Annotated in this window: 20 protein-coding genes; 9 read left to right on the top strand and 11 right to left on the bottom strand. The window is 68.4% G+C overall.

Annotated elements, in window-relative coordinates; translation table 11 throughout:
- Positions 1-98: 98 nt before the first annotated feature.
- The 4 genes from EV657_RS22230 to mazG form a co-directional block, all read right to left on the bottom strand.
- Positions 99-866 carry a VPLPA-CTERM sorting domain-containing protein gene (locus EV657_RS22230; RefSeq protein WP_243837599.1) on the bottom strand — a complete coding sequence of 256 codons (768 nt, stop codon included), beginning with the start codon at positions 864-866 and terminating at the stop codon, positions 99-101.
- Positions 867-1,406: 540 nt separating this feature from the next.
- A complete protein-coding gene (locus tag EV657_RS13240; protein ID WP_134078246.1) occupies positions 1,407-2,348 on the bottom strand; it encodes a nucleoside hydrolase in 942 nt (313 codons plus the stop codon).
- Between the two features lie 115 nt (positions 2,349-2,463).
- On the bottom strand, positions 2,464-3,471 hold the full coding sequence (locus EV657_RS13235) for a Fe(3+) ABC transporter substrate-binding protein (RefSeq protein ID WP_134078244.1): 1,008 nt from the start codon (positions 3,469-3,471) through the stop codon (positions 2,464-2,466).
- Positions 3,472-3,595: 124 nt separating this feature from the next.
- Complete coding sequence (gene mazG / locus EV657_RS13230) at positions 3,596-4,429, bottom strand: nucleoside triphosphate pyrophosphohydrolase (protein ID WP_134078242.1); 834 nt, start codon at positions 4,427-4,429, stop codon at positions 3,596-3,598.
- Between the two features lie 119 nt (positions 4,430-4,548).
- On the opposite strand from mazG, the gene speB reads away from it, so the two are divergent.
- The 5 genes from speB to EV657_RS13205 all read left to right on the top strand — a co-directional run bounded on the left by speB (position 4,549) and on the right by EV657_RS13205 (position 8,865).
- Entirely contained in the window at positions 4,549-5,529 is a 981-nt protein-coding gene (gene speB, locus EV657_RS13225; RefSeq protein WP_134078241.1) for an agmatinase, read from the top strand.
- Positions 5,526-6,005: a DUF1499 domain-containing protein gene (locus EV657_RS13220; protein ID WP_075785360.1), complete on the top strand. Its 480-nt coding sequence runs from the start codon at positions 5,526-5,528 to the stop codon at positions 6,003-6,005. Before speB ends, EV657_RS13220 begins: the two co-directional genes overlap by 4 nt.
- Positions 6,006-6,036: 31 nt before the next feature.
- Entirely contained in the window at positions 6,037-7,089 is a 1,053-nt protein-coding gene (prfA, locus tag EV657_RS13215; protein ID WP_134078239.1) for a peptide chain release factor 1, read from the top strand.
- Entirely contained in the window at positions 7,086-7,931 is an 846-nt protein-coding gene (prmC, locus tag EV657_RS13210; RefSeq protein ID WP_134078237.1) for a peptide chain release factor N(5)-glutamine methyltransferase, read from the top strand. Before prfA ends, prmC begins: the two co-directional genes overlap by 4 nt.
- Positions 7,932-8,169: 238 nt before the next feature.
- Positions 8,170-8,865 carry a DUF4167 domain-containing protein gene (locus EV657_RS13205; RefSeq protein WP_134078236.1) on the top strand — a complete coding sequence of 232 codons (696 nt, stop codon included), beginning with the start codon at positions 8,170-8,172 and terminating at the stop codon, positions 8,863-8,865.
- A 94-nt stretch (positions 8,866-8,959) separates the two neighbouring features.
- Here the strand turns inward: EV657_RS13205 and rsmA are convergent, their stop codons facing one another.
- The 6 genes from rsmA to lptF form a co-directional block, all read right to left on the bottom strand.
- Positions 8,960-9,808 carry a 16S rRNA (adenine(1518)-N(6)/adenine(1519)-N(6))-dimethyltransferase RsmA gene (rsmA, locus tag EV657_RS13200; RefSeq protein ID WP_075785364.1) on the bottom strand — a complete coding sequence of 283 codons (849 nt, stop codon included), beginning with the start codon at positions 9,806-9,808 and terminating at the stop codon, positions 8,960-8,962.
- A gap of 80 nt (positions 9,809-9,888) precedes the next feature.
- Complete coding sequence (pdxA, locus tag EV657_RS13195; protein WP_134078234.1) at positions 9,889-10,872, bottom strand: 4-hydroxythreonine-4-phosphate dehydrogenase PdxA; 984 nt, start codon at positions 10,870-10,872, stop codon at positions 9,889-9,891.
- On the bottom strand, positions 10,869-12,104 hold the full coding sequence (locus EV657_RS13190; protein WP_113669345.1) for a peptidylprolyl isomerase: 1,236 nt from the start codon (positions 12,102-12,104) through the stop codon (positions 10,869-10,871). Before EV657_RS13190 ends, pdxA begins: the two co-directional genes overlap by 4 nt.
- A 28-nt stretch (positions 12,105-12,132) precedes the next feature.
- Entirely contained in the window at positions 12,133-14,301 is a 2,169-nt protein-coding gene (locus tag EV657_RS13185) for an LPS-assembly protein LptD (protein WP_134078233.1), read from the bottom strand.
- A complete protein-coding gene (lptG, locus tag EV657_RS13180) occupies positions 14,301-15,401 on the bottom strand; it encodes an LPS export ABC transporter permease LptG (protein WP_134078231.1) in 1,101 nt (366 codons plus the stop codon). The genes EV657_RS13185 and lptG overlap by 1 nt, the downstream gene beginning before the upstream one ends.
- Complete coding sequence (gene lptF, locus EV657_RS13175) at positions 15,398-16,525, bottom strand: LPS export ABC transporter permease LptF (RefSeq protein WP_134078230.1); 1,128 nt, start codon at positions 16,523-16,525, stop codon at positions 15,398-15,400. Before lptF ends, lptG begins: the two co-directional genes overlap by 4 nt.
- 132 nt (positions 16,526-16,657) lie before the next feature.
- Between lptF and EV657_RS13170 the strand changes: the two genes are divergently transcribed.
- The 4 genes from EV657_RS13170 to EV657_RS13155 all read left to right on the top strand — a co-directional run bounded on the left by EV657_RS13170 (position 16,658) and on the right by EV657_RS13155 (position 20,003).
- Complete coding sequence (locus tag EV657_RS13170; RefSeq protein WP_134078228.1) at positions 16,658-18,127, top strand: leucyl aminopeptidase; 1,470 nt, start codon at positions 16,658-16,660, stop codon at positions 18,125-18,127.
- A gap of 45 nt (positions 18,128-18,172) precedes the next feature.
- Positions 18,173-18,574: a VOC family protein gene (locus EV657_RS13165; RefSeq protein WP_134078227.1), complete on the top strand. Its 402-nt coding sequence runs from the start codon at positions 18,173-18,175 to the stop codon at positions 18,572-18,574.
- Between the two features lie 9 nt (positions 18,575-18,583).
- The gene (locus tag EV657_RS13160) at positions 18,584-19,042 is read left to right on the top strand and encodes a DNA polymerase III subunit chi (RefSeq protein ID WP_134078225.1); all 459 of its coding nucleotides are present in this window, start codon (positions 18,584-18,586) and stop codon (positions 19,040-19,042) included.
- 70 nt (positions 19,043-19,112) lie between these two features.
- Entirely contained in the window at positions 19,113-20,003 is an 891-nt protein-coding gene (locus tag EV657_RS13155; protein ID WP_208323270.1) for a shikimate dehydrogenase, read from the top strand.
- Here the strand turns inward: EV657_RS13155 and EV657_RS13150 are convergent.
- Entirely contained in the window at positions 20,000-20,446 is a 447-nt protein-coding gene (locus EV657_RS13150; protein ID WP_134078224.1) for a PaaI family thioesterase, read from the bottom strand. The two genes, EV657_RS13155 and EV657_RS13150, sit on opposite strands and share 4 nt — an antisense overlap.
- Positions 20,447-20,484 lie beyond the last annotated feature (38 nt).

Raw genomic sequence — 20,484 nt, 5'->3', positions numbered from 1 at the left:
CAGAGGGTCATGTCCCCTGGAACAGGCAAGGCCCCCGGGGTGGTGCCGGGGGCCTTCCGATCTGTCAGGTGCCGTGAGGGCCGCGGTTGCGCGCGGTCTCAGGACTGCTTCTTGCGACGGCCGACCGCGGCCAGACCGCCGAGCCCGCCCAGCAGCATCAGCCCCGCCGCCGGCAGCGGCACCGGCGCGACATCGACGTTGGCGACGATGCGCAAGGTGGCCGAACGGTCCTCTTGCAGCGTCCATTTGCCTGTCGCCGCATTGAACGTGCTGTAGGTGCCATCGACCAGTTCGAACGAATAGCCCGTGACGGTCAGGCCTTCGCCCAGATCGAGCGGCAGGACGGAGCCATAGTTCAGGTTATTGAAGATCAGGCTGGAAATCTTGTCGCCCGTCGGGTTGTCCGTGTTCCTGACCGAGAAAGACAGAGATTGGCTGGTCGCCGGCAGATCGGTCGGCTGGGCGTAGTCGATGCTCATGTCGGCGTTGAGCGTGAATTTCGGATCAGTGCCGGGGTATTGATTCCCCCCCCACAAAGAGCCGTCCCCTTGGGCTTGAGATGCCGCATTGTGCCAGGAGATTTGCCCGACGGTGACCGCGCCCGGCGTCGTCACGTTCGAGTTGAAGCCATAGTCTTCGATCGTCAGAGTGCTTTTGCCGGTCGTTTGCGTCGAGCAGCCAAAGAACAAACTGCACTCGCTCCAGTCGTTGTCAAGCGGCCAGACAGCGGTCGGGCCGGACCCATCGACGTTGTACCCATCCACCACGGCAGTGAACGTGCCGCCGGTCGAGCCGCTCATCGTCGCGGCCTGCGCGCCGACGGTCATCATTGCGCCAATTGCAGTCGTCGCAAGAAGTGTTTTCATAACTTTCCCCCGTTCATGAACCGACAGGCCAACCCCATTAATGCGATGAAACGCGCCCGTCGGCGTAACCGTTAACACATTATTGACTGACAAAGTACCTTTTTTTGTCGGCATGATTTTTGTTTGGTGCGATGTGAAAAGGCCGGTGCGGGTCGGATGTACGTGTCGCGCCGGGCGTTTACTGCTTTTTCGATCATATTCATGTACCTACGCGGCTTTCCGAGGCGAGCGAGGTCGCCATGGCGTCACGGATGCGAGGCTGCGGGCCTGTTCTGGAAGACATCCTGGACCTGTCCGTTCGGACGGTGCACGCGTGTATCTCGGGGACTCTATTGCGGCATCGGAGCAGCGGATTTCGGTGGATTCGCCCCCACCCCCCGGGGCAAGACGCTCGAATGATCTCCTTTTCAAACAGTTAGCTTTTGTGTTGCGTGAGATTCAGGTTTTGGAGAGGGTTTGCAACCTCGGCGGGATCAATTTCGATTTTAAGTTGAATTCGGGGCGTTTCACCGGCCATGTTCTTGTTATTCTGAAATTCCTTCATTTAAGTCGGGCAAGTCTTTCCGTCAGCAGGCCGAAAAAACCGTCTGCGTCGATATCGCCCATGAAAGTCGCATTGGGGGTGCGGCCCGAGACGCCCCACCAGTCGGCGACGGTCATGCCTCGGGTGAAGCGACCCTCGGTCTCGATCTCGACATTGACATGGCGGCCGCGGAACAGGCCGGGCCGGATCAAATAGGCGGTGACGCACGGATCGTGCAGGGGGGCGCCCTCGGATCCGTATTTCTCGCGGTCGTAGCGCTCGAAGAAGTCGGTCATCGCGGCGACGGCCTCGCCCGCAGCAGTTCCAAGCGCCCGGAACGCGTCGTTGCGCGGCTTCGTGACCAGCGCCTTGTGGGTCACGTCCAGCGGCATGACGGTCAGCGGCACGCCCGAGGCAAAGACGATGGACGCGGCCTCGGGGTCGACGAAGATGTTGAACTCGGCCGTGGGGGTGATGTTGCCGACCTCGAAATAGGCGCCGCCCATCAGCACGATCTCGCGGATCTTCGGCGCGATCTCGGGGGCCTCGCGCAGGGCCGTCGCGATGTTGGTCAAGGGCCCCAGCGGGCAAAGCGTGACCTCGCCCTCGGGGGCGGCGCGCAGCGTCTCGATCAGGAAAGCGACGGCATGGGCATCCTGCAGCGGCATGGTCGGGTCGGGCAGGGCGGGGCCGTCGAGCCCGGTCTTGCCATGGACATGCTCGGCGGTGACAAGCGCGCCCGCCAACGGCCGGTCGCAGCCCGCGAAGACCCGGATATCGGGCCGTCCGGCCAGTTCGCAGACCATGCGGGCATTCTTCTGGGTCAGGGCCAGCGGCACGTTTCCGGCGACGGCGGTGATGCCCAGAACCTCGATCTCGTCGGGGCTGGCCAGCGCCAGCAGGATGGCGACGGCGTCGTCCTGGCCGGGATCGGTGTCGATGATGATCTTGCGGGGCATGCGGGGTCTCCGGGGAAGCTGGCCCCGCAACGTGGCGCGGGCGCGCCGGGATGTCCAGCGCGCCCGCCTTTCGGGTCAGTGGCCCTGTCCGGTGGAGGCCCTGCCCGAAATCGGCTCAGCCGTCGAAATCGACTTCCTCGACCAGCCGCAGCGCCGCCGCACGGTCGCGCGACAGGGCGATGAGGTTCACGTCATCGGCGGTGAAGCTGCCCCAGCTTTTCACCAGATCCGAGGGGCCGGTGCCGGGCACGACCGGGTATTCGTAATTGACCTCGGCATAGATCTCCTGGGCATGGTCCGAGGTGAGGTATTCCATGAATCTCAGCGCGTCCTCGCGGTTCGGCGCGGCCTTGGTCATGGCGATGCCCGAGATGTTCACATGGGTGCCGCCGTGCTCGAAGACCGGGAACAGCACATTGACCGATTGTGCCCAGGCCTCCTGCTCGGGGTCGTTCAGCATCTGGCCCATGTAATAGGTGTTGCCCAGCGAGATGTCGCATTCGCCGGCCCAGATCGCCTTGACCTGCGCCCGGTCGTTGCCCTGGGGTTTGCGCGCGAGGTTGGCCTTGACGCCTTCAAGCCAGGTCTTCGCGGCCTCTTCGCCATGGTGGTGGATCATCGCTGCCACCAGCGCCAGCGTATAGGCATGGGTGCCCGAGCGGGTGCAGATCCGGCCCTTCCATTTCGGGTCGGCCAGATCCTCGTAGGTGGTGATTTCCGAGGGATCGACCCGGTCCTTGGCGGCATAGACGATCCGGGCGCGGGTGGTGACCCCGAACCAGTGATTGTCGGCGTCGCGGAAGGCGGCCGGGATCTTCTCGACCAGGGTGTCGCTGTCGACGGCCTGGGTCACGCCCGCATCGACCGCCTCGGCCAGCCGCGCGACATCGACCGTCAGGATGATATCGGCCGGGCTGCGCGAGCCCTCGGCCTGAAGCCGCTCGACCATGCCCTTGTTGAGAAAAGCGATATTGGTGGCGATGCCGGTATCCTCGGTGAAGGCGTCGAGGATCGGCTGGATCAGCTCGGGCTGGCGATAGGAATAGATGTTCACATCGGCCTGGGCAGTCGGGGCCAGCGTGGCCGCCGCGGCGGTGGCCGCAAGGGCAATGCGCAAGGTCATGGGGTCTCCTGTCCGGTCTGGTGCGTTCCGGTCAGGGTTAAATCCGACAATTTTTGTCGGGTCAAGGTGCCGCAGGGGGCGCCCGCTCACATCCGCTTGATCCGGCGTGAACGGGTCTCGGGCGTCAGCGCCCGGCCCTGGCCTTTTCCTCGGCCTTCACCGCATCCCAAAGCGCGTCCATCTCGGCCAGGTCCGAGTCCTCGGGGCGTTTGCCCATGGCCGCGAGCCGGGCCTCGATCCCGTTGAACCGGCGGGTGAATTTCGCATTGGCGGCGCGCAGCGCCTCTTCGGGCTCGATCTTCAGGTGGCGGGCGAGATTGGCCACCACGAACAGAAGATCGCCGAATTCCTCGAACACCTCGGCCTCGGTCAGCCGGTCGCGGGCCTCGGCCAGTTCCTGCGCCTCCTCGACGATCTTGTCGAGAACCTGCGCCGTCTCGGGCCAGTCGAAGCCGACCCGCGCCGCGCGCTTTTGCAGCTTGACCGCCCGGGTCAGCGCGGGCAGCGCCAGCGCCACATCGTCAAGCACGCCCCTGGCCTCTTTGCCGGCGCGCTCGGCCGCCTTGATCGTCTCCCAGTCGCGGGTCTGCTGTTCGGCCGACTTGTCGCGATCCTCGCTGCCGAAGACATGCGGGTGCCGCGCCACCATCTTGTCCGAGACCCGGTCGGCGACCGAGTGAAAGTCGAACAGCCCCGCCTCGGCCCCCATCTGCGCGTGATAGACCGATTGCAGCAGCAGATCGCCCAGTTCGCCCTCCAGCTCGTCCCAGGCCTCGCGCTCGATGGCGTCGGCGACCTCATAGGCCTCTTCGATCGTATAGGGCGCGATCGAGCGGAAATCCTGTTCGATATCCCAGGGGCAGCCGGTCCTCGGGTCGCGCAGGCGCCGCATGATTTCCAGAAGGCGCGGCAGGCCGCCCTTGGGGTCACGGATCAGGCGGTCGGAATCCTCGGTCATCTGGGCCTCGCAATCTGGCATCGGCAGGAGTTGGACAAAGACAGGCCGGGGTGTAAAGCCGGGGCTGGCGAAAGGGAACCCGCGCGCTATCCTGCGCGGGGTGCAGGAGGGGGCATGCGATGGCACTGGAAGACGCGAAATCCGAGGTGGACGGGGCGATCACCCGCAAGGGGCACCGGGGGCTTGCCTACGAGAACGCCTTTGCGGGGGTGACATCGTTCCTGCGCCGCAGCCTGACCAAGGATCTTGCGGGCGTCGATCTGGCCATCACCGGCATTCCCTTCGATCAGGCGGTCACGAACCGGCCCGGCACCCGCTTCGGGCCGCGCGCGATCCGCGAGGCCAGCACGCTGCAGGCCTTCGACGTTCCCTATGGCTGGGGCTACAACCCGTTCGACGCCTTCGACATCGTCGATTACGGCGACATGGCCTTCGACTATGCCAGCGTGGCCGAGTTTCCGGCCCGGGCCGAGGCCCATGTCGCGGGCATCCTGAAGGCGGGCGCGGCCTGCATCGCGCTGGGCGGCGATCATTCGGTGTCGCTGGCCCTGCTGCGCGCCCATGCGGCCAAGCACGGGCCGCTGGCGCTGGTGCAGTTCGACGCCCATACCGACACTTGGGCCGATGACGACATGGCCCGGATCGACCACGGCACGATGTTCGGCAAGGCGGTCAAGGCGGGGCTGATCGACCCGGCGCGGTCGGTCCAGATCGGCATCCGCACCGACAACCCCGATACGATGGGGATCACCGTGCTGGACGCGCCCTTCGTGCATGAACACGGACCCGCCGCCACCGCCGCCCGGGTGCGCGAGATCGTGGGCGAGGCCCCGGCCTATCTCAGCTTCGACATCGACGCGCTCGATCCGGCCTTCGCGCCGGGCACCGGCACACCCGTCTGGGGCGGGCTGAGCAGCGCGCAGGCGGCGTCGATCCTGCGGGGGCTGCGCGGGATCGACATGGTGGGGGGCGATGTGGTCGAGGTCTCGCCGCCCTACGATCCGACCGGCGTCACCGCCATTGCCGGGGCGCATGTGGCGGTCGAACTGATCTGCCTCTGGGGCTGGACCCGGCGCCCCGATGCCGAGGACGGCGCATGAAGATCCTTCCCCTTGTCCTGCTGGTTCTGGGGCTTGCCGCGGCGGGCGGCGCGGTCTGGTTCCGCACCGTCCCCGACGATCCCGAGACCTGGCATGTCGACCCGCTGACCGCCGCGAAACCCGCGACGCCCAATGCGGCGCTCGTCCGTCCCGAAGGCGGGGACCGCGCCGCCCCGGTCTATCCGGTCACGCCCGAGGCGCTGGCCGAAGCTTTCGACGCCGTGGCGCTGGCCCAGCCGCGCACGTCCCGCCTTGCGGGCGCGCCCGGCGCTTTCTTCATGACCTATGTCCAGCGCTCGGCGCTCTGGGGCTTTCCCGATTACATCTCGGTCCGCATCCTGCCGGTCGAGGGCGGGGCGACCTGGGCCGCGTTTTCCCGTTCGCGCTACGGCCATTCCGACCTTGGCGTGAACGCGAAGCGGCTGGCCGACTGGCAGGCCGCGCTGGAGGCCCGGCTGGCCCCGCCTGCCTCTTGACCGTCCCCCGGCTTTCGCGCGACAGAGCGCCATGGTCCCGCTAGACAAACTCGAACAGATCTCGCGCCGGTTCGGCTATCTCGAAGCCCGGCTGGCCGAAGGTGCATCCGGCGATTTCGCCCAGGTCGGCCGCGAATATGCCGAGCTGAAACCCGTGGTGGCCGAGATCGAGGCCTATCGCGGGCTGCTGTCGGATATCGACACCGCCGAGGCGATGCTGAAAGACCCCGAGATGCGTGCGCTGGCCGAGGAAGAGCTGCCCGACCTGCGCGCCCGCCTGCCCGAGATGGAACAGGCACTGAGGATCGCGCTTCTGCCCAAGGACGCGGCCGATGCCCGCCCCGCCATCGTCGAGATCCGGCCCGGAACGGGGGGCGAGGAGGCCGCGCTTTTCGCGGGCGACCTGCTGCGGATGTATCAGCGCTATGCCGAGACCAAGGGCTGGCGTTTCGAGATCCTTGAGGAAAGCCAGACCGAACTGGGCGGGATCAAGGAAGTGACCGCCACCGTGCAGGGCGAGGGCGTGTTCGCGCGCCTCAAATACGAATCCGGCGTGCACCGGGTCCAGCGGGTTCCCGCGACCGAATCTGGTGGCCGCATCCATACCTCGGCTGCGACGGTCGCCGTGCTGCCCGAGGCGCAGGAGGTCGATATCGACATTCCGGCGGGTGACATCCGGATCGACACGATGCGCGCCTCGGGGGCGGGCGGCCAGCACGTCAACACCACCGACTCGGCCGTGCGCATCACCCACCTGCCGACCGGGCTGGTCGTTACCTCGTCGGAGAAATCGCAGCACCAGAACCGGGCCATCGCCATGGCGGTGCTGCGCGCGCGGCTGTTCGACCTGGAGCGTCAGAAAGCCGCAGACGAACGCGCCGCGGCCCGCAAGGCGCAGGTCGGCTCGGGCGACCGGTCGGAACGGATCCGCACCTACAACTTTCCGCAGGGCCGGATGACCGACCACCGGATCAACCTCACGCTCTACCGGCTGGACCAGGTCCTGGCGGGCGATCTCGACGAAGTGATCGACGCGCTGATCGCCGACGACCAGGCCACGATGCTGGCCGAGATGGAGGGATGACCGCGCCCACCGGGTCGGTCCTGTTGGCGGGCGCCGTGGCGCGGCTGCGCGCGGCCGGTATCCCCGATCCGCAGCGCGACGCCCGGCGCCTTCTGGCCCATGCGCTGGAAATCGCGCCCGGGCGGCTGACTCTGGTTCTGCCCGAGCCCGTGTCGCCGGCGGCGGAGGCCCGTCTTGCCGCCGCGCTCGACCGCCGCGCCGCCCGCGAGCCGGTGTCGCATATCGTCGGCCTGCGCGGCTTCTGGGGGCGCGATTTCCGCGTCAGCCGCGATGTGCTGGACCCCCGGCCGGAAACCGAGACGCTGATCGAGGCCGCCCTTTCCGCCCCGTTTTCCAATGTGTTGGACCTTGGCACCGGGTCGGGCTGCATCCTTCTGACACTGCTGCTGGACCGGCCCGGCACAGCCGGGACCGGCACCGACATCTCGGCCCCGGCGCTGGCCGTGGCGCGCGAGAACGCGGACCGGCTGGGATGCGACGGCGCGCGCTTCGTGCTGTCGGATTGGGACGCGGCGGTCGAGGGGCGGTTCGATCTTGTCGTCTCGAATCCGCCCTATATCGCCGAGGCCGAGATGCCGGGCCTTGCCCCCGATCTGGCCTTCGAGCCGCGCGGCGCCCTGACCGATGGCGGCGACGGGCTGTCGGCCTACCGCGCCATCGCCCGCGCAGCCCCCGCCCGTCTGACCCCGGGCGGACGGCTTCTGGTCGAGATCGGCCCGACCCAGGCCCGCGCGGTTTCCGCGATCTTTGCCGGGGCCGGCCTTGAAACCGTCGCGATCCGGCCCGATCTCGATGATAGAGACCGGGTTGTCGAGGCACGCGTCGCGGCGCCGGGGACGTAACGTCAAAACGTTGCGTGCCGCGCGTGGCCCTCGCCAAATGGCCGCAATTGGTGTATTTACCTCTTGCCAGCGTCTGTGGCCCGTGTTTACTGCACGCAGCGTTGGCCGGGTGCCGGGTAGGCGCCCCTCGCGCAAGACAAGCCAAAAAAGGGTCGACAGGGGCTCGTTTTGGACCCGCGCATTTCGACGCGCGGCCCTGTCCCAAGACACCACCACTAGGCTGGAAACAAGAACACGCATGAGACCGTCCAAGTCACGTTCGCGCTCCAAGTCGAACCGGTCGCGCTCGATCGGCAATATCGTCAATCGGGTCTTCGACAGTTCGGGTCCCGAGGGGAAGGTGCGCGGCACGCCGCAGCAGATCATCGACAAGTATAACCAGTTGGCGCGGGACGCCCATCTGGGGAACGACCGGGTCGCTGCCGAGAACTTTCAGCAGCATGCCGAGCATTACGCGCGGCTGCTTGGCGAGGCCCAGCGCGAGCAGGACGCCCGCCGGGAACAGCAGGATGCCCAGCAACCGCGTCCGCGCGACCGCGACGACATGCAGGAAGCCTCTCAGGGCAATGACGAGCCCGAAGAGTTCGCGCCCGCGCCGAAGGTGGCGTCGGACAGCGGCACCGACGTGATCGACATCGTCGGGGATGACGACGGTCAGGAAAGCACCTTGGTCGAGACCCCCGAGGAAAAGCCCGCCCCGAAGCCGCGCCGCCCGCGCAAACCCCGCGCAGTCAAGCCGCGGGGTGACGAAGCCGGAGGCGCCGCAGAGCGCGGCGAGTCGGCTCAAGGCGACTCGGGTCAGGGCGACTCGGGTCAGGGCGACGACCAGCCCGACGCCCCCAAATCCGGCACCGGGAAACGGCGCGGCGGCACGGCTGCGAATGACGGCCAATCCTCCGCCAACCCGCAGCGCGAGGCCCCCGCGGCCGAGTGATCGGCGCAAGCTTCGGCTGATCTTGCGAATGACCGGCGGCGCCATGCGCCGCCGTTTTCATGTCCGGTACTTCCTCGGCGGTCCGGTGGCCGCGTCAGCCGCGCGCGCCGGCCACGGCCCGCGCCAGGGCACAGAACGCCTCCAGCGGCAGTTGCTCGGCACGGTCGGTGGGCGCGATCCCGACGGAGTGCAACAGATCCTCGATCCCGGGCGCGAGCCCCTTGAGACTGGCCCTCAGCATCTTCCGGCGTTGCCCGAAGGCCGCCGCCACCACCCGTTCCAGCACCGCCGGATCCGCCTCGAAGCGGGGCGCGGGCAGGGCGGTCAGATGCACCACGGCCGAGGCCACCTTGGGCGGCGGCGTGAAGGCCTCGGGCGGCAGCTTCAGGGCGATCCGTACATCCGTGCGCCATTGCGCCAGGATCGCGAGCCGCCCATAGGCCTTGCTGCCCGGCTCGGCCACGATCCGCTCGGCCACCTCCTTCTGGAACATCAGCGTCAGGCTCGACCAGACCGGCGGCCAGGTGGCGGGCGTCAGCCAGCGCACCAGAAGCTCGGTGCCGACATTATAGGGCAGGTTTGCCACGATCTTCACCGGGGGCGTCAGATGCGCCAGCGGATCGAGCGCCAGCGCATCGCCATTCACCACCTCGAGCCGCCCCGGATAGGCCGCCGCGATCTCGGCCAGCGCGGCCAGACAGCGGGTGTCCTTCTCGACCGCCAGCACGCGTCGCGCTCCTTCCGCCAACAGCCCCCGGGTCAGCCCGCCGGGGCCGGGACCCACCTCCAGCACGTCGGCCCCGGCAAGATCGCCCGCCACCCGCGCGATCTTCGCCGTCAGGTTCAGATCCAGCAGAAAGTTCTGTCCCAGCGCCTTTTTCGCCGACAGCCCATGCGCTGCGATCACCTCGCGCAGCGGCGGCAACCCGTCGATCGTGCTCATGCCAGCGCCCTTTCTTCTTCTTGGCGAAAATACCCGCCGGGGGTCCGGGGGTGGCACACCCCCGGCGCGGGCCACATGGCCTAGCGCCGTCCCGCCGCGCGCGCCAGCGCCATCTCGCGCGCCAGTTTCAGCGCGGCGATCAGGCTCGACGGATCGGCCTGACCGCTGCCCGCGATGTCGAAGGCGGTGCCGTGATCGGGCGAGGTGCGGATGAAGGGCAGGCCCAGCGTCACGTTCACGCCGCCCGCGAAATCCAGCGTCTTGATCGGGATCAGCGCCTGATCGTGATACATCGCCACCGCCACGTCATAGCGCGCCCGCGCCTGCGGGTGAAACATCGTGTCGGCCGAAAGCGGCCCCGCAATCCGCATCCCCTCGGCCCGAAGCCGGTCCAGCACCGGGCCGATCAGCGCAAGTTCCTCGCCGCCCATTGCCCCGCCCTCGCCGGCATGGGGGTTGAGGCCTGCGACCGCCAGACGCGGGCTGTCGATCCCGAAATCCCGGATCAGCGCGGCCTCGGTGACCCTGAGGCTATTCTCCAGCAGTTCGGCGGTCAGCGCCTGCGGCACCTCGGCCAGCGGAATATGGATCGTCACCGGCACCACCTTCAGGGCGGGGGCCGCCAGCATCATCACCACCCGATCGACCCCGGCCAGATGGGCCAGAAACTCGGTATGGCCGGGATGCGGAAAACCTGCCCCGTCCTGCAAAGCCTTCTTGTGGATCGGCGCGGTACACAGCGCCGCGGCCTTCCCCTCCTGCACCAGCGCGACGCCGCGGGCGATGGCCTCGATCACGCCCGCAGCATTGGCGGGGTCCGGACGGCCGGGAACGGCCGGGGCCGGGAAGGGCAGGCGCAGCACCGGCAGCGCGGTCGCGGCCACATGCATCGCCTCGGCGGGCGCGTGGATCTCTGCATGGGGGGTGCCCTCGGGCAGGTGCCGGGGGTCGCCGATCCAGAAGAAGGGCAGGCGCGCGCCAAGGCTCTGCCAGGCGCGGGCCGCGATCTCGGGGCCGATCCCGGCCGGCTCGCCGCAGCTCAGCGCGATGGGCAGGCCGGTCATGGCTCGCGGATGATGGCGTCGGCCTTCAGCTCGGCAAGATAGCTGTCGGCATAGCCGGCCAGCCGCTGGCCGAACAGCTGCCGTCGCACCGCCTCGCGGTCGATCGCGCCGTCCTCGCCCAGATCGGGCGTGCGGCCGCAAAGCATCAGCACCACCGCGGCCCGGGCATTGCCCAGCGCATAGGACACCTCGTTATCGTCGAGCTTGGCCAGTTCCTGCGCCACGTCCGGGGGCAGATCGGCCACCTGGCGGGTTTCGCGCACCAGCCGCTCGGGCGGCAGGCCGCGCGCCACGCCGTACAGATCGTCGCAGGTATCGGCCCGCATCCGCACCTTCATCGCCTGGGCCAGCGTGCCGCCGGGGATGATGAACTTGGCATAATCGACAGCGGCGGTCTTCGGCCCCTCGGCCCGGTCCTCGCGGATCGAGCGCAGCTGGAAAAGAACGATGGCATTGTCCATCTCGATCGGTTCCGACACCTTGCCCGGCCCCAGCGCCAGCACCTGACCGGCGACCGAGGGCGGCAGCTTCGAGAGCGGCATCCAGCCCATGCGCCCGCCCTGATCGCGCGAGCGCGACACCGAATACTTGCGCGCCGCGGCGGCGAAGGCATCGGCGCTGTCGATGGATCCGGTCAGCTGGCGCGCCAGCGCCAGTGCATCGCGCCGGTAATCGGGCGTGTCGGCCCGCAGCACGATTTCCGACAGCAGCACCTGGGTTCCGGCTGTCGCCGCCGGGCCGCCCCCGGCGGCCGATTGCACCGCGCGGTCGATCTCGGCATCGGTGACCTGGGTCCGCGGCCCGTATTTCGCGCGCACGACCTCGCGCCAGGCCAGCCCGGACTTGACGAAATCGCGGAAGCTCTCCTCGGACACGCCGGCCTGGCCGATCAACACCACGAACTGGTCGACATCGAGATCCCCGCGCGCGGCGAATTCTTCCATGCCTTCCTTCAGCTGTTCGTCGCTGACCGTGATCCCCAGCCGTTCGGCCTCGTCCAGTCGCAGCCGGTCGTCGATCAGGCCATCCAGCGCGACCTTCTCGATATCGGGCGGATTGCCGAGCAGCCGCAGGAACTGGATCCGCTGATCCATCTCGTAATTGGTGATCGCCTTGTCGTTGACGAACAGCCGCGGGGCGAAGGGGCCTCCCTGCTGCGCCATGCTGCCATCGGCACCGCTCAGCACCAGAATTGCCACGGCCGCAGCCGCAAGGCCAACGCGTCCGATCATGCCTGTCCTCCGTTCTTCGTCTGCCTCATCAGCGCATGCACCGCCGTGCGCCGCCGCTCTTTCCCCGCGATCCGAACCCGGCCAGAGAGACCGTCAGATCGAAATCGGTGGACGGGTTCACATTAGTGGACGAGGTGAAGCGGCGCGAGAGGGAAAGATCCACGCTCACGCACTCATTGCTGTATTCGAGCCCCAGCCCGGCCTTGGCGGCCTCGTCGGCGACGAAATCGTAGCGCCAGTTGGCCTTGCCGGTCCAGTTGCGGTGAAAGTCGTAGGCGGCGTCGACCAGCCATTCCGACCGGTCGTCAAGCCGCTCTTCCGACGGGTTGGCCTCGACCCAGAGCAGGCTCGACCCGATGTCGATCCCGTCCTTTTCCCAGTCGATCCTGAGATCGTTCTTGGTGAAGTCGAACGAGTCGTCGAAAACGGCGCGGTTGGTCAGGCTGACCGCCGTGCCGAAATCGAGCTTGATCGCTGTCAGCCAGTCCGACATGTCGCCCTCGAGCCCCGAGCCGCTGGCGAACTGGTCGTCATCCTCGAAGCGCCAGATCCGCCCGACGGTCAGGCCAAGCGCCCATCCGCTGGGGGCATAGCGGGTCCAGCCCAGACCGAAATTGGCGCGCAGCCCGGTTTCGCGGGCGTCATCGCCGGAAAAGCGCGACATCGAGAAGAGGTTGCCCTCGTCGAATTCGACCAGCACGCCGTCCTCGTTCGGGATGTCGCTGTCGTCGTCGCGGCTCCAGGCCAGCTGGACCACGGGTTCGAGGATCTGCGAGCTGCCATCGGCCGCGCTTTTGACCATCGGCCAGCGCAGCTCGACCGCCGCGCCGGGGGTCAGCCGGTTCTGGCTGCCGCCATAGGTGTCGTCGTCCCCGATTTCGTAATGGTCGAGCGTGACCGCGCCCAGCGTGGCCAGAACCATCCCGTTCCGAAGCGTCCAGTCGCGGCGCCAGTCGGCCCCGATGGTCACGCGGCCCAGATCCATGCCGTCGCCATAGGCATCGAAATCCGGCCCGTCGGTCTCTTCGGTCGACCGTCGGTGCAGCATGTCCGCCGAAAATTCGAGCCGGGCCAGGCCGCCCAGCATTGCGGGTTCGAACCGGCGCACATACTCGGCCTCGCCCACGATCGAGGGGATCGTGGCATTGCTTTCGGAATCGCGCAGGGATTCGAGATAGCCGATCTCGGCCCGGATCAGCTCGTCGCGGCGGGCGCGGCTGATCTCGACCGAGCTTTCCAGCCGGTCCTGTTCGGAATAGCCGTAATCCAGCAGATAGGCGCGGTCTGAGACGGTCTCGATGTCGAAGTCGAGCTTGAGGTCCCGGGGCAGATCGAAACGGCCTTCGGCAAAGAGGTAATGCCGGGTCTCGCCCTCGAGGATGTCGTCGCGCGAGATGGCGCCGTTCAGCTCGATCTCGCCCCGGGTGAAGGCGCGGCGGTAGCGCAGTTCCAGGGTGCGCGTCTGGCTGCCCGAGAGATAGGGGGTCAGCGTCAGGTCCTGCGAGGGGCCGAGTTCGATGAAATAGGGGATCTTGATGCCGGTACCGAGCTGGTCGGTGATCCGGGTCGAGGGGGTCAGGAAGCCGGTCGCGCGCTTGCGCGAGGGGTCGGGCACACGCAGATGCGGCAGATAGAAGACCGGCACGCCCGCGACCTCGAGCCGGGCATGGTCGAAATAGATCTGGCCTTCCTGTTCGTCATGGATGATGCGGCTGGCCCGGATCTGCCAGAGCGGCACCTCGCCGTTCACGCAGACCTTGCAGGTCGAGGCGACGGTTTCGCCCAGCCGGTTGTAGCGCCCCGCCACCCGCTGGATATCGGCCGCCGCGATCTGCAGCTGCTGGTCCAGCACCATCCGGGCCGAGCGCAGGATGCCTTCGGTCATGTCGGCCGAAAGCTCTGCGCTGTCGGCCAGAAAGACGGTGTCGGGCCCCGAGGTCAGGGTGATCGGCCCCTCGATGGCCAGGGTCTCGCCGTCGCGGTCATAGACGATCCGCGCGGCCTCGAGCCGGGTCTTGCCATAGAAGACCTCGACATTGCCCTCGGCCACCAGCTCGCGCAGATCGCCGACCGAGATCCGGTCGGCGACCAGGGTCGCGGCCGGGCGCGCGGTCTCTTCGGCGAAAAGCCGGCCGGGCAGCGTGGCTGCGCCCGTCGTCAGGGCGGTGGTCAGGGCGAAGGCAAGAAGGGCCCGCATCAGCCGTCCTCCAGATGCAGCAGCAGTCCGAGCGACAGCAAGATCCCCGCCAGCGGCGGGCTCCAGGCCGCGAGCGCCACGGGAATCTGGCCGTTCTCTCCCAATACCTGCGCGAAGTTGCGCAGGAAGAACAGCCCCAGTCCAAGCCCCAGCGCCAGCATCGCCATCATGCCGGTGCGGCCGAAGCGGACATGGCGCATGGTGAAGGCCGCGCCCAGCAGGACCATGGCCGCCATCACCAGCGGCATGGCCAGTTCCATCTGGAACCAGACCCGCTGGGGCAGGGCGGAAAAGCCCGCCCGGTCGAGCCCCGCGATGAAGGCGGGCAGATCCCAGATCGCGACGGCGGCGGGGCGGGCAAAGCTGTCGCGGATGTTCTCGAGCGTCAGGTCGGAGGGCAGCACCAGCTGCGGCGAGACCGCCGCCCGGGCTTCGGGATTGTCGATCTCGGGGCCGAAGCCCCAGCGCTTGGCGTCGCGGATGTCCCAGCCCTGGGGCCGCAGCCGGGCCTCGGCGGCCTCGATCCGCCAGACCGGGGCGCCCTTGGCATCGAGCGACAGGAAGGTCACGTCGTAGAACCGGGTGGCCTGGGCATCGGCGCGCGCGGCGCGGATCACGGTCTGGCCCGAAAGCGAGCCCTGCCGGAGCCAGAGCCCTTCCGAGCTGACCGACAGCACGCTGGCCTCGCGCCCCTTGTGGCGCGAAGAGACCGAGTCATACTGGCGCGAGGTGGCGGCGATGATCGGGTTGAAGATCGCGACCGCGATGACGCCATAGACAAGCGCCACCACGACCGGCGCGGTCAGGCTGCGCAGCGCCGAGCGCCCCGAGGCACGCGCGACGACCAGTTCCGAGCTGCGTGCCAGCGCCAGAAACAGCGCGACCGTCGCCATCACCGCGATCAGCGGCAGGATCGTGTAAAGATCGCCCGGCACCTTCAGAAGGGACAGATGCAGCGCGCCGCCGATGCCCAGGGTTCCGGTGTCGAAGTCGCGCAGCTCCTCGACCATGTCGATCAGCACCATGATGGCGCCGAAGATACCCAGTATGGCCAGCAGATAGAGCGTGAACTTGCGGGCGATGTAGAAATGCAGGGTCATGCGGCGCGCTCCCGGGCCGGACGGGGACGGCGGCGGCGCATCGCCGACAGCCAGATCAGCCCCAGCCCCAGCGCGATCCCGATCAGCGGCGGGGCGTAGGTCACGGGCCAGAGCGCCGCATCGCTTTGCGCCACGCCCGCAGCCAAGTTGCTGAGGAAGTTGACCGCGATCAGCAGGGCGATGGCCAGCCCGATCTGGCGGCCGAGCCCGAAGCGCGAGAAACCGCCAGCCATGAGCGCCCCATAGCCGATCAGCGCACCGGCCACGGCCAGCAAGGCCTGGGCGGTGCGGGCGTGGCCCTCATAGAGAAAGAGCGCCCGCGGCTTGCCCGCGGCTTCGATCAGTTCGGGGCTGGGAAACAGCAGGTCGCGGGTCGACATCTCGTCCAGCGACGGGCGGCGGATCCGGGCGCTGCCGATCAGGCCCGAGATGTCATAGGCGAAATCGTCGAAGGTGGCGGTCGAGAGCCGCCGGTCTTCCTCGCGCAGCCACTGGGCCATGCCGTCGACCATGACCAGCTTGGGGCCATCCTCGCTTTGCACCAGAAACGCGCGGTTCGCTGTATAGGTGACCCGGGTCGCAGGATCGGTCGCGTCCGACAGATAGATCTGTTTCAGTTCGCCCGACCGGGCGATTTCGCGGATGAAGACGGTAATGCCGCTGGCCGGGTGCAGGAACTGCCCCGCCGACAGGAACCGCGCGGTGAAATCGCGCGAGATCTCGGCCTGGCGCAGGTCGAGCTGGGCGCGGCTGGCGGGGACCAGGAAATGGGTCATGATGCAGATCGGGACCGCCACCAGCAAGCCGAACAGCGCGACCGGCCGCGCCAGACGCCAGGGGCTGCAGCCAAGCGCCTGCATCACCACCATCTCGCTTTCGTTGGTCAGCCGGTTGACCACATAGACGGTGGCCGCGAAGGCCGCGATCGGCAGCACCAGCCGGATCACGTTCGGCAGGGTGAGGGCCGCGAATTCCAGAAACACCAGGGCCGACTGCCCGTCCCCGATGATCTCGTTGAACAGCGACACGCCCCGGTTGACCCAGTAGACCGAGACCAGCACGAGCGCGAAAAAGCCGAACAGGACCGTCAGCTGCGCCAGTAAGTATCGGTCGAATCTGGGCACAAATATCCCCGGCAGGTCCATGATCGGGCGGCAGACTAGTCCAATCGTCTTGGGGGGAAAACTGCTATCTGGTCAAGCGGGGGGTGCCGGATTAGGTAGGGGCCGACAGGTATACCAGATCAGGAGCCGCAGATGAGCACCCCCGTCGCCATTGCCTTTGCCGAAACCGATCTCGAGGCGGTCGCGGGTGCCGCGGGCCGGATCGCGGTCCTTGTCGATGCCGAGGGCAAGCTCGATCCCGGCGCGCGGCGGGTCAACCGCCTGACCAAGGGCGCGCTGGCGCGGTTCACCGACAGCGAGGCCTTCGCCGGGATGAAACCGGCCGAGATCGTGACGCTGGCCTGGCCCGCCGGGCTTGCCGCCGAGGCGGTCGATGTGGTGCGGCTGGACCGCAAGGCCAGCCAGGCCGATGCCCGGCGGGCGGGGGCCGAGCTGGCCAAGCGGCAGGGCAAGGCCGACGTGCTGTTGCTGGCGGGCAGCCATCCGCGCGCGGCCGACATCGCCTTCGGCTTTGCGCTGCGCGCCTACAGCTTCGATGCGCACCGCACCGCCGAGCCGGTGGTGCCGGGAGCGGTCAAGGTGATGGTCGCCAAGCCCGAAGAGACCGCGGCCGCAGCCGGGCCGATGGCGGCGCTGGCCGAGGGCGTCTTCTTTACCCGCGATCTGGTGAACGAGCCCGCCAACGTGCTGACCACCGACGATTTCGCGGGGCGGCTGGCCGCGATGCAGGAGCTTGGGCTCGATGTCGAGATCATCGAGGAGGACGAACTGAAGGCCCTGGGCCTGCGGGCGCTGCTGGCGGTGGGGCAGGGGTCCGAGAGCCCCTCGAAGGTCGTCGTGATGCGCTGGAATGGCGGCGGGGCCGATCAGGCACCGCTGGCGCTGGTGGGCAAGGGCGTGGTCTTCGACACCGGCGGCATCTCGATCAAGCCCGCCCAGGGCATGGAAGAGATGACCATGGACATGGGCGGTGCGGCGGTGGTCGCGGGCGTGATGCGCACACTCGCGCTGCGCAAGGCGAAGGCCAATGTCGTCGGCGTGGTCGGGCTGGTCGAGAACATGCCCGACGGCCGCGCCCAGCGTCCGGGCGACATCGTGCGCTCGATGAAGGGCGACACGATCGAGGTCATCAACACCGATGCCGAGGGCCGGCTCGTGCTGGCCGATGTGCTCTGGTACACGCAGGACCGGTTCAAGCCCGCGGGCGTGATCGATCTTGCCACCCTCACCGGGGCCATCATCGTCGCGCTCGGCACTGCCAATGCGGGCGTCTATTCCAACGATGACGGGTTCTGCGCCGATTTCCTGAAGGCGGCCGCCGCCGAGGGCGAGGGCGCCTGGAGGATGCCGCTGGGCGAATCCTACGACAAGCTGATCAAGTCGCGTCTGGCCGACATCAAGAACTCGGCCGGCCGGCCCGCGGGCTCGATCACCGCGGCGCAGTTCCTGCAGCGCTTCGTTGCCGCGGGCACGCCCTGGATCCATCTCGACATCGCCGGCGTCGCCATGGTCCAGGAGGAAACCGCGCTGGCGCCCAAGGGGGCGACGGGGTGGGGCGTTTTGGCGCTCGACCGGCTGGTGGCCGACCGTTTCGAGAACTGAGAGACCGGTGCTAGGATCGGGTCGCAGAGAGGGAGGGACAGCCCGATGATCATTCCTGCGACCCGCTACCGCGACCCCGAGGCGGCGCTGCTGTTTCTGGTGGGCGTTCTGGGCCTGGAAGAGCAGGCCGTCTATCGCGACGACGAGGGCAACCTTATCCATGCCGAGCTTCGGCTGGGGGAGGGGCTGATGATGTTCGGCCCTGCCGGACGGGGCGGTCTCGATCCGCATCTGGCCGACCCGGGCGAGATCGGCGGGCGCGAGACGACGACGATCTATGCGGTGGTGCCCGATGCGACCGATCTGCACGGGCGCGCGGTCGAGGCGGGCGCCCGGATCGTCATGCCGCTGGCCGAGCAGAGCCATGGCGGCACCAGCTTTTCGGTCGCCGACCCCGAGGGACATATCTGGACCTTCGGCACCTACAACCCCCTCGCGCGGCGCTGACCGGGGCTCATGGGACAGGCGCTGTTCTATCATCTGACCCGCGGTCCGCTGGAGGACACCCTGCCGGTGCTTCTGGACAAGGCGCTGAAGCACGGGATGCGGGTGGTGGTGCGCGGCACCGACCGCGACCGGCTGGCCTGGCTCGACGACCGGCTGTGGCTGGGCGACGGCTTTCTGCCGCACGGCATGGCCGGGACCGGGTTCGATGCCGACCAGCCGGTGCTGCTGACCGCCGAGGCGGCCCTGCCGAACGGCGCGCGCTGCCTGATGGCGGTCGACGGCGCCGAGGTCACCCCCGACGAGACCCGGGCGCTGGACCGGGTCTGCATCCTGTTCGACGGCACCGATCCGGCGGCGGTCGAGCGGGCGCGGGGCCAGTGGCGCCTGATCTCGGGGGCGGGGCTGGCGGCGCAATACTGGTCCGAGGACTCGGGGCGCTGGCAGAAGAAGGCCGAAAGCGGCGGCTGAGCCGTCCGGCTTGACGGGGCTGCCTGCCCCCGCCAGTCTGGCCCGACGCGGCCGGGCTTGGGAGGGCGCCGTGACGTCTGGGATTTCCGGGGATGGGGTGCCGATCCTTCTTGGCCTGATCGGCCGGGGCATCGCGCGCTCGCGCAGCCCCGCCATGCATATGGCAGAGGCGCGGGCGCAGGGGCTGACGCTGCTTTATCGCGTGCTCGACATGGACGCGCCGCCGCGGCGGGGGCTCGATCTGGCCGGGATGCTTGCCGCGGCCGAGGCGGCGGGCTTCGACGGGCTGAACGTGACCCATCCGTTCAAGACCGAGGTGACCGGCCTTCTCGACGAGGTATCGAAAGACGCGCGTGCAGTCGGGGCCGTCAATACCGTACTTCTGCGCGACGGGCAGCGGATCGGCCATAACACCGACCTTTGGGGCTTTGCCGAAAGCCTGAGGCGCGGTCTGGCGGACGCGCCGCGCGGGCATGTCCTGCTGATCGGCGCGGGCGGTGCCGGGGGCGCGGTCGGCCACGCCCTGGCGCGCTCGGGCGTGGCGCGGCTGTCGATCCATGACAGCCAGCCGGATCGGGCAGAGGCTCTGGCGGACCGGCTGTCCGACCCGGGCGGCGGGTGTGCTGTCCGGGCCATCGCCGATCCGGCGGCGCTGATCCGGGACGACCGGCCAGACGGGATCGTCAACGCAACGCCGATGGGCATGGCCGGGCATCCGGGGATGGCGGTCGCGCCCGATCTGCTGTGCCCCGAGATCTGGGTGGCCGATATCGTCTATGTGCCGCTCGAAACCCCGCTTCTGGCGGCCGCGCGCCGGGCCGGATGCCGGGTGCTGCCGGGGGCGGGCATGGCGCTGTTCCAGGCGGTGCGGGCCTTCGAGCTGTTCACCGGCCGCCCCGCCGACCCGGCGCGGATGCGGGCGGCGTTCGAGCGCTTCGATGCGGGGAGAGCCCGGAGTTAGCCGCGCGGGCGCAGCACCATCTGGGTCTGGATCACATTCGCGGCAAGGGTCCCATCGCCCCGGGTGATGGTCGTCTGCCAGACCATGGTGCTGCGCCCGCGATGGAGCGGCACGGTCTCGCAGCGCGCGGTGTCGCCAAGCGCCACGGTGCGGAAGAAGTTCGTCTTGCTCTCGATGGTCGAGGTGCCTTCGCCCGCCTCGAGATCGAGGTTCAGGAAGGTCGCGGTGCCGCCCAGGTTGTCGGCAACCGCCATGATTGCGCCACCATGCAGCGTACCGTTGCGGTTGGTCAGATCGTCGGTCACCAGAAGCTCGGCCAGGACCCGGTCGGGCGCGGCCGAGACCACGGTCAGCCCCAAAAGCCGGGCGAAGGGCGGCTGGTTCGCCGCGATCTCTGCGATCCGGTCGCTGTCGGGTCCGGGGCCTTGGGTCGGGTCTGTCATCGGGGGCGCCTCCTCGCTGTTTGCGCCCAACCTAGCGG

It is taken from the genome of Rhodovulum visakhapatnamense, from assembly GCF_004365965.1.
GTDB lineage: Bacteria > Pseudomonadota > Alphaproteobacteria > Rhodobacterales > Rhodobacteraceae > Rhodovulum > Rhodovulum visakhapatnamense.
Note: the sequence above shows the minus strand (reverse complement) of the source record. Positions and strands in the feature narration are given on the sequence as shown.

Bases quoted from the DNA above. Each gene is read 5' to 3' on its own strand.
- EV657_RS13150 (WP_134078224.1), bottom strand. From the start codon at position 20,446: ATGACAGACCCGACCCAAGGCCCCGGACCCGACAGCGACCGGATCGCA.
- EV657_RS13185 (WP_134078233.1), bottom strand. From the start codon at position 14,301: ATGCGGGCCCTTCTTGCCTTCGCCCTGACCACCGCCCTGACGACGGGC.
- EV657_RS22230 (WP_243837599.1), bottom strand. From the start codon at position 866: ATGAAAACACTTCTTGCGACGACTGCAATTGGCGCAATGATGACCGTC.
- mazG (WP_134078242.1), bottom strand. From the start codon at position 4,429: ATGACCGAGGATTCCGACCGCCTGATCCGTGACCCCAAGGGCGGCCTG.
- EV657_RS13170 (WP_134078228.1), top strand. From the start codon at position 16,658: ATGAGCACCCCCGTCGCCATTGCCTTTGCCGAAACCGATCTCGAGGCG.
- EV657_RS13220 (WP_075785360.1), top strand. From the start codon at position 5,526: ATGAAGATCCTTCCCCTTGTCCTGCTGGTTCTGGGGCTTGCCGCGGCG.
- EV657_RS13160 (WP_134078225.1), top strand. From the start codon at position 18,584: ATGGGACAGGCGCTGTTCTATCATCTGACCCGCGGTCCGCTGGAGGAC.
- EV657_RS13190 (WP_113669345.1), bottom strand. From the start codon at position 12,104: ATGATCGGACGCGTTGGCCTTGCGGCTGCGGCCGTGGCAATTCTGGTG.
- pdxA (WP_134078234.1), bottom strand. From the start codon at position 10,872: ATGACCGGCCTGCCCATCGCGCTGAGCTGCGGCGAGCCGGCCGGGATC.
- prfA (WP_134078239.1), top strand. From the start codon at position 6,037: ATGGTCCCGCTAGACAAACTCGAACAGATCTCGCGCCGGTTCGGCTAT.
- EV657_RS13165 (WP_134078227.1), top strand. From the start codon at position 18,173: ATGATCATTCCTGCGACCCGCTACCGCGACCCCGAGGCGGCGCTGCTG.
- speB (WP_134078241.1), top strand. From the start codon at position 4,549: ATGGCACTGGAAGACGCGAAATCCGAGGTGGACGGGGCGATCACCCGC.
- rsmA (WP_075785364.1), bottom strand. From the start codon at position 9,808: ATGAGCACGATCGACGGGTTGCCGCCGCTGCGCGAGGTGATCGCAGCG.
- EV657_RS13240 (WP_134078246.1), bottom strand. From the start codon at position 2,348: ATGCCCCGCAAGATCATCATCGACACCGATCCCGGCCAGGACGACGCC.
- lptG (WP_134078231.1), bottom strand. From the start codon at position 15,401: ATGACCCTGCATTTCTACATCGCCCGCAAGTTCACGCTCTATCTGCTG.
- EV657_RS13235 (WP_134078244.1), bottom strand. From the start codon at position 3,471: ATGACCTTGCGCATTGCCCTTGCGGCCACCGCCGCGGCGGCCACGCTG.
- EV657_RS13205 (WP_134078236.1), top strand. From the start codon at position 8,170: ATGAGACCGTCCAAGTCACGTTCGCGCTCCAAGTCGAACCGGTCGCGC.
- prmC (WP_134078237.1), top strand. From the start codon at position 7,086: ATGACCGCGCCCACCGGGTCGGTCCTGTTGGCGGGCGCCGTGGCGCGG.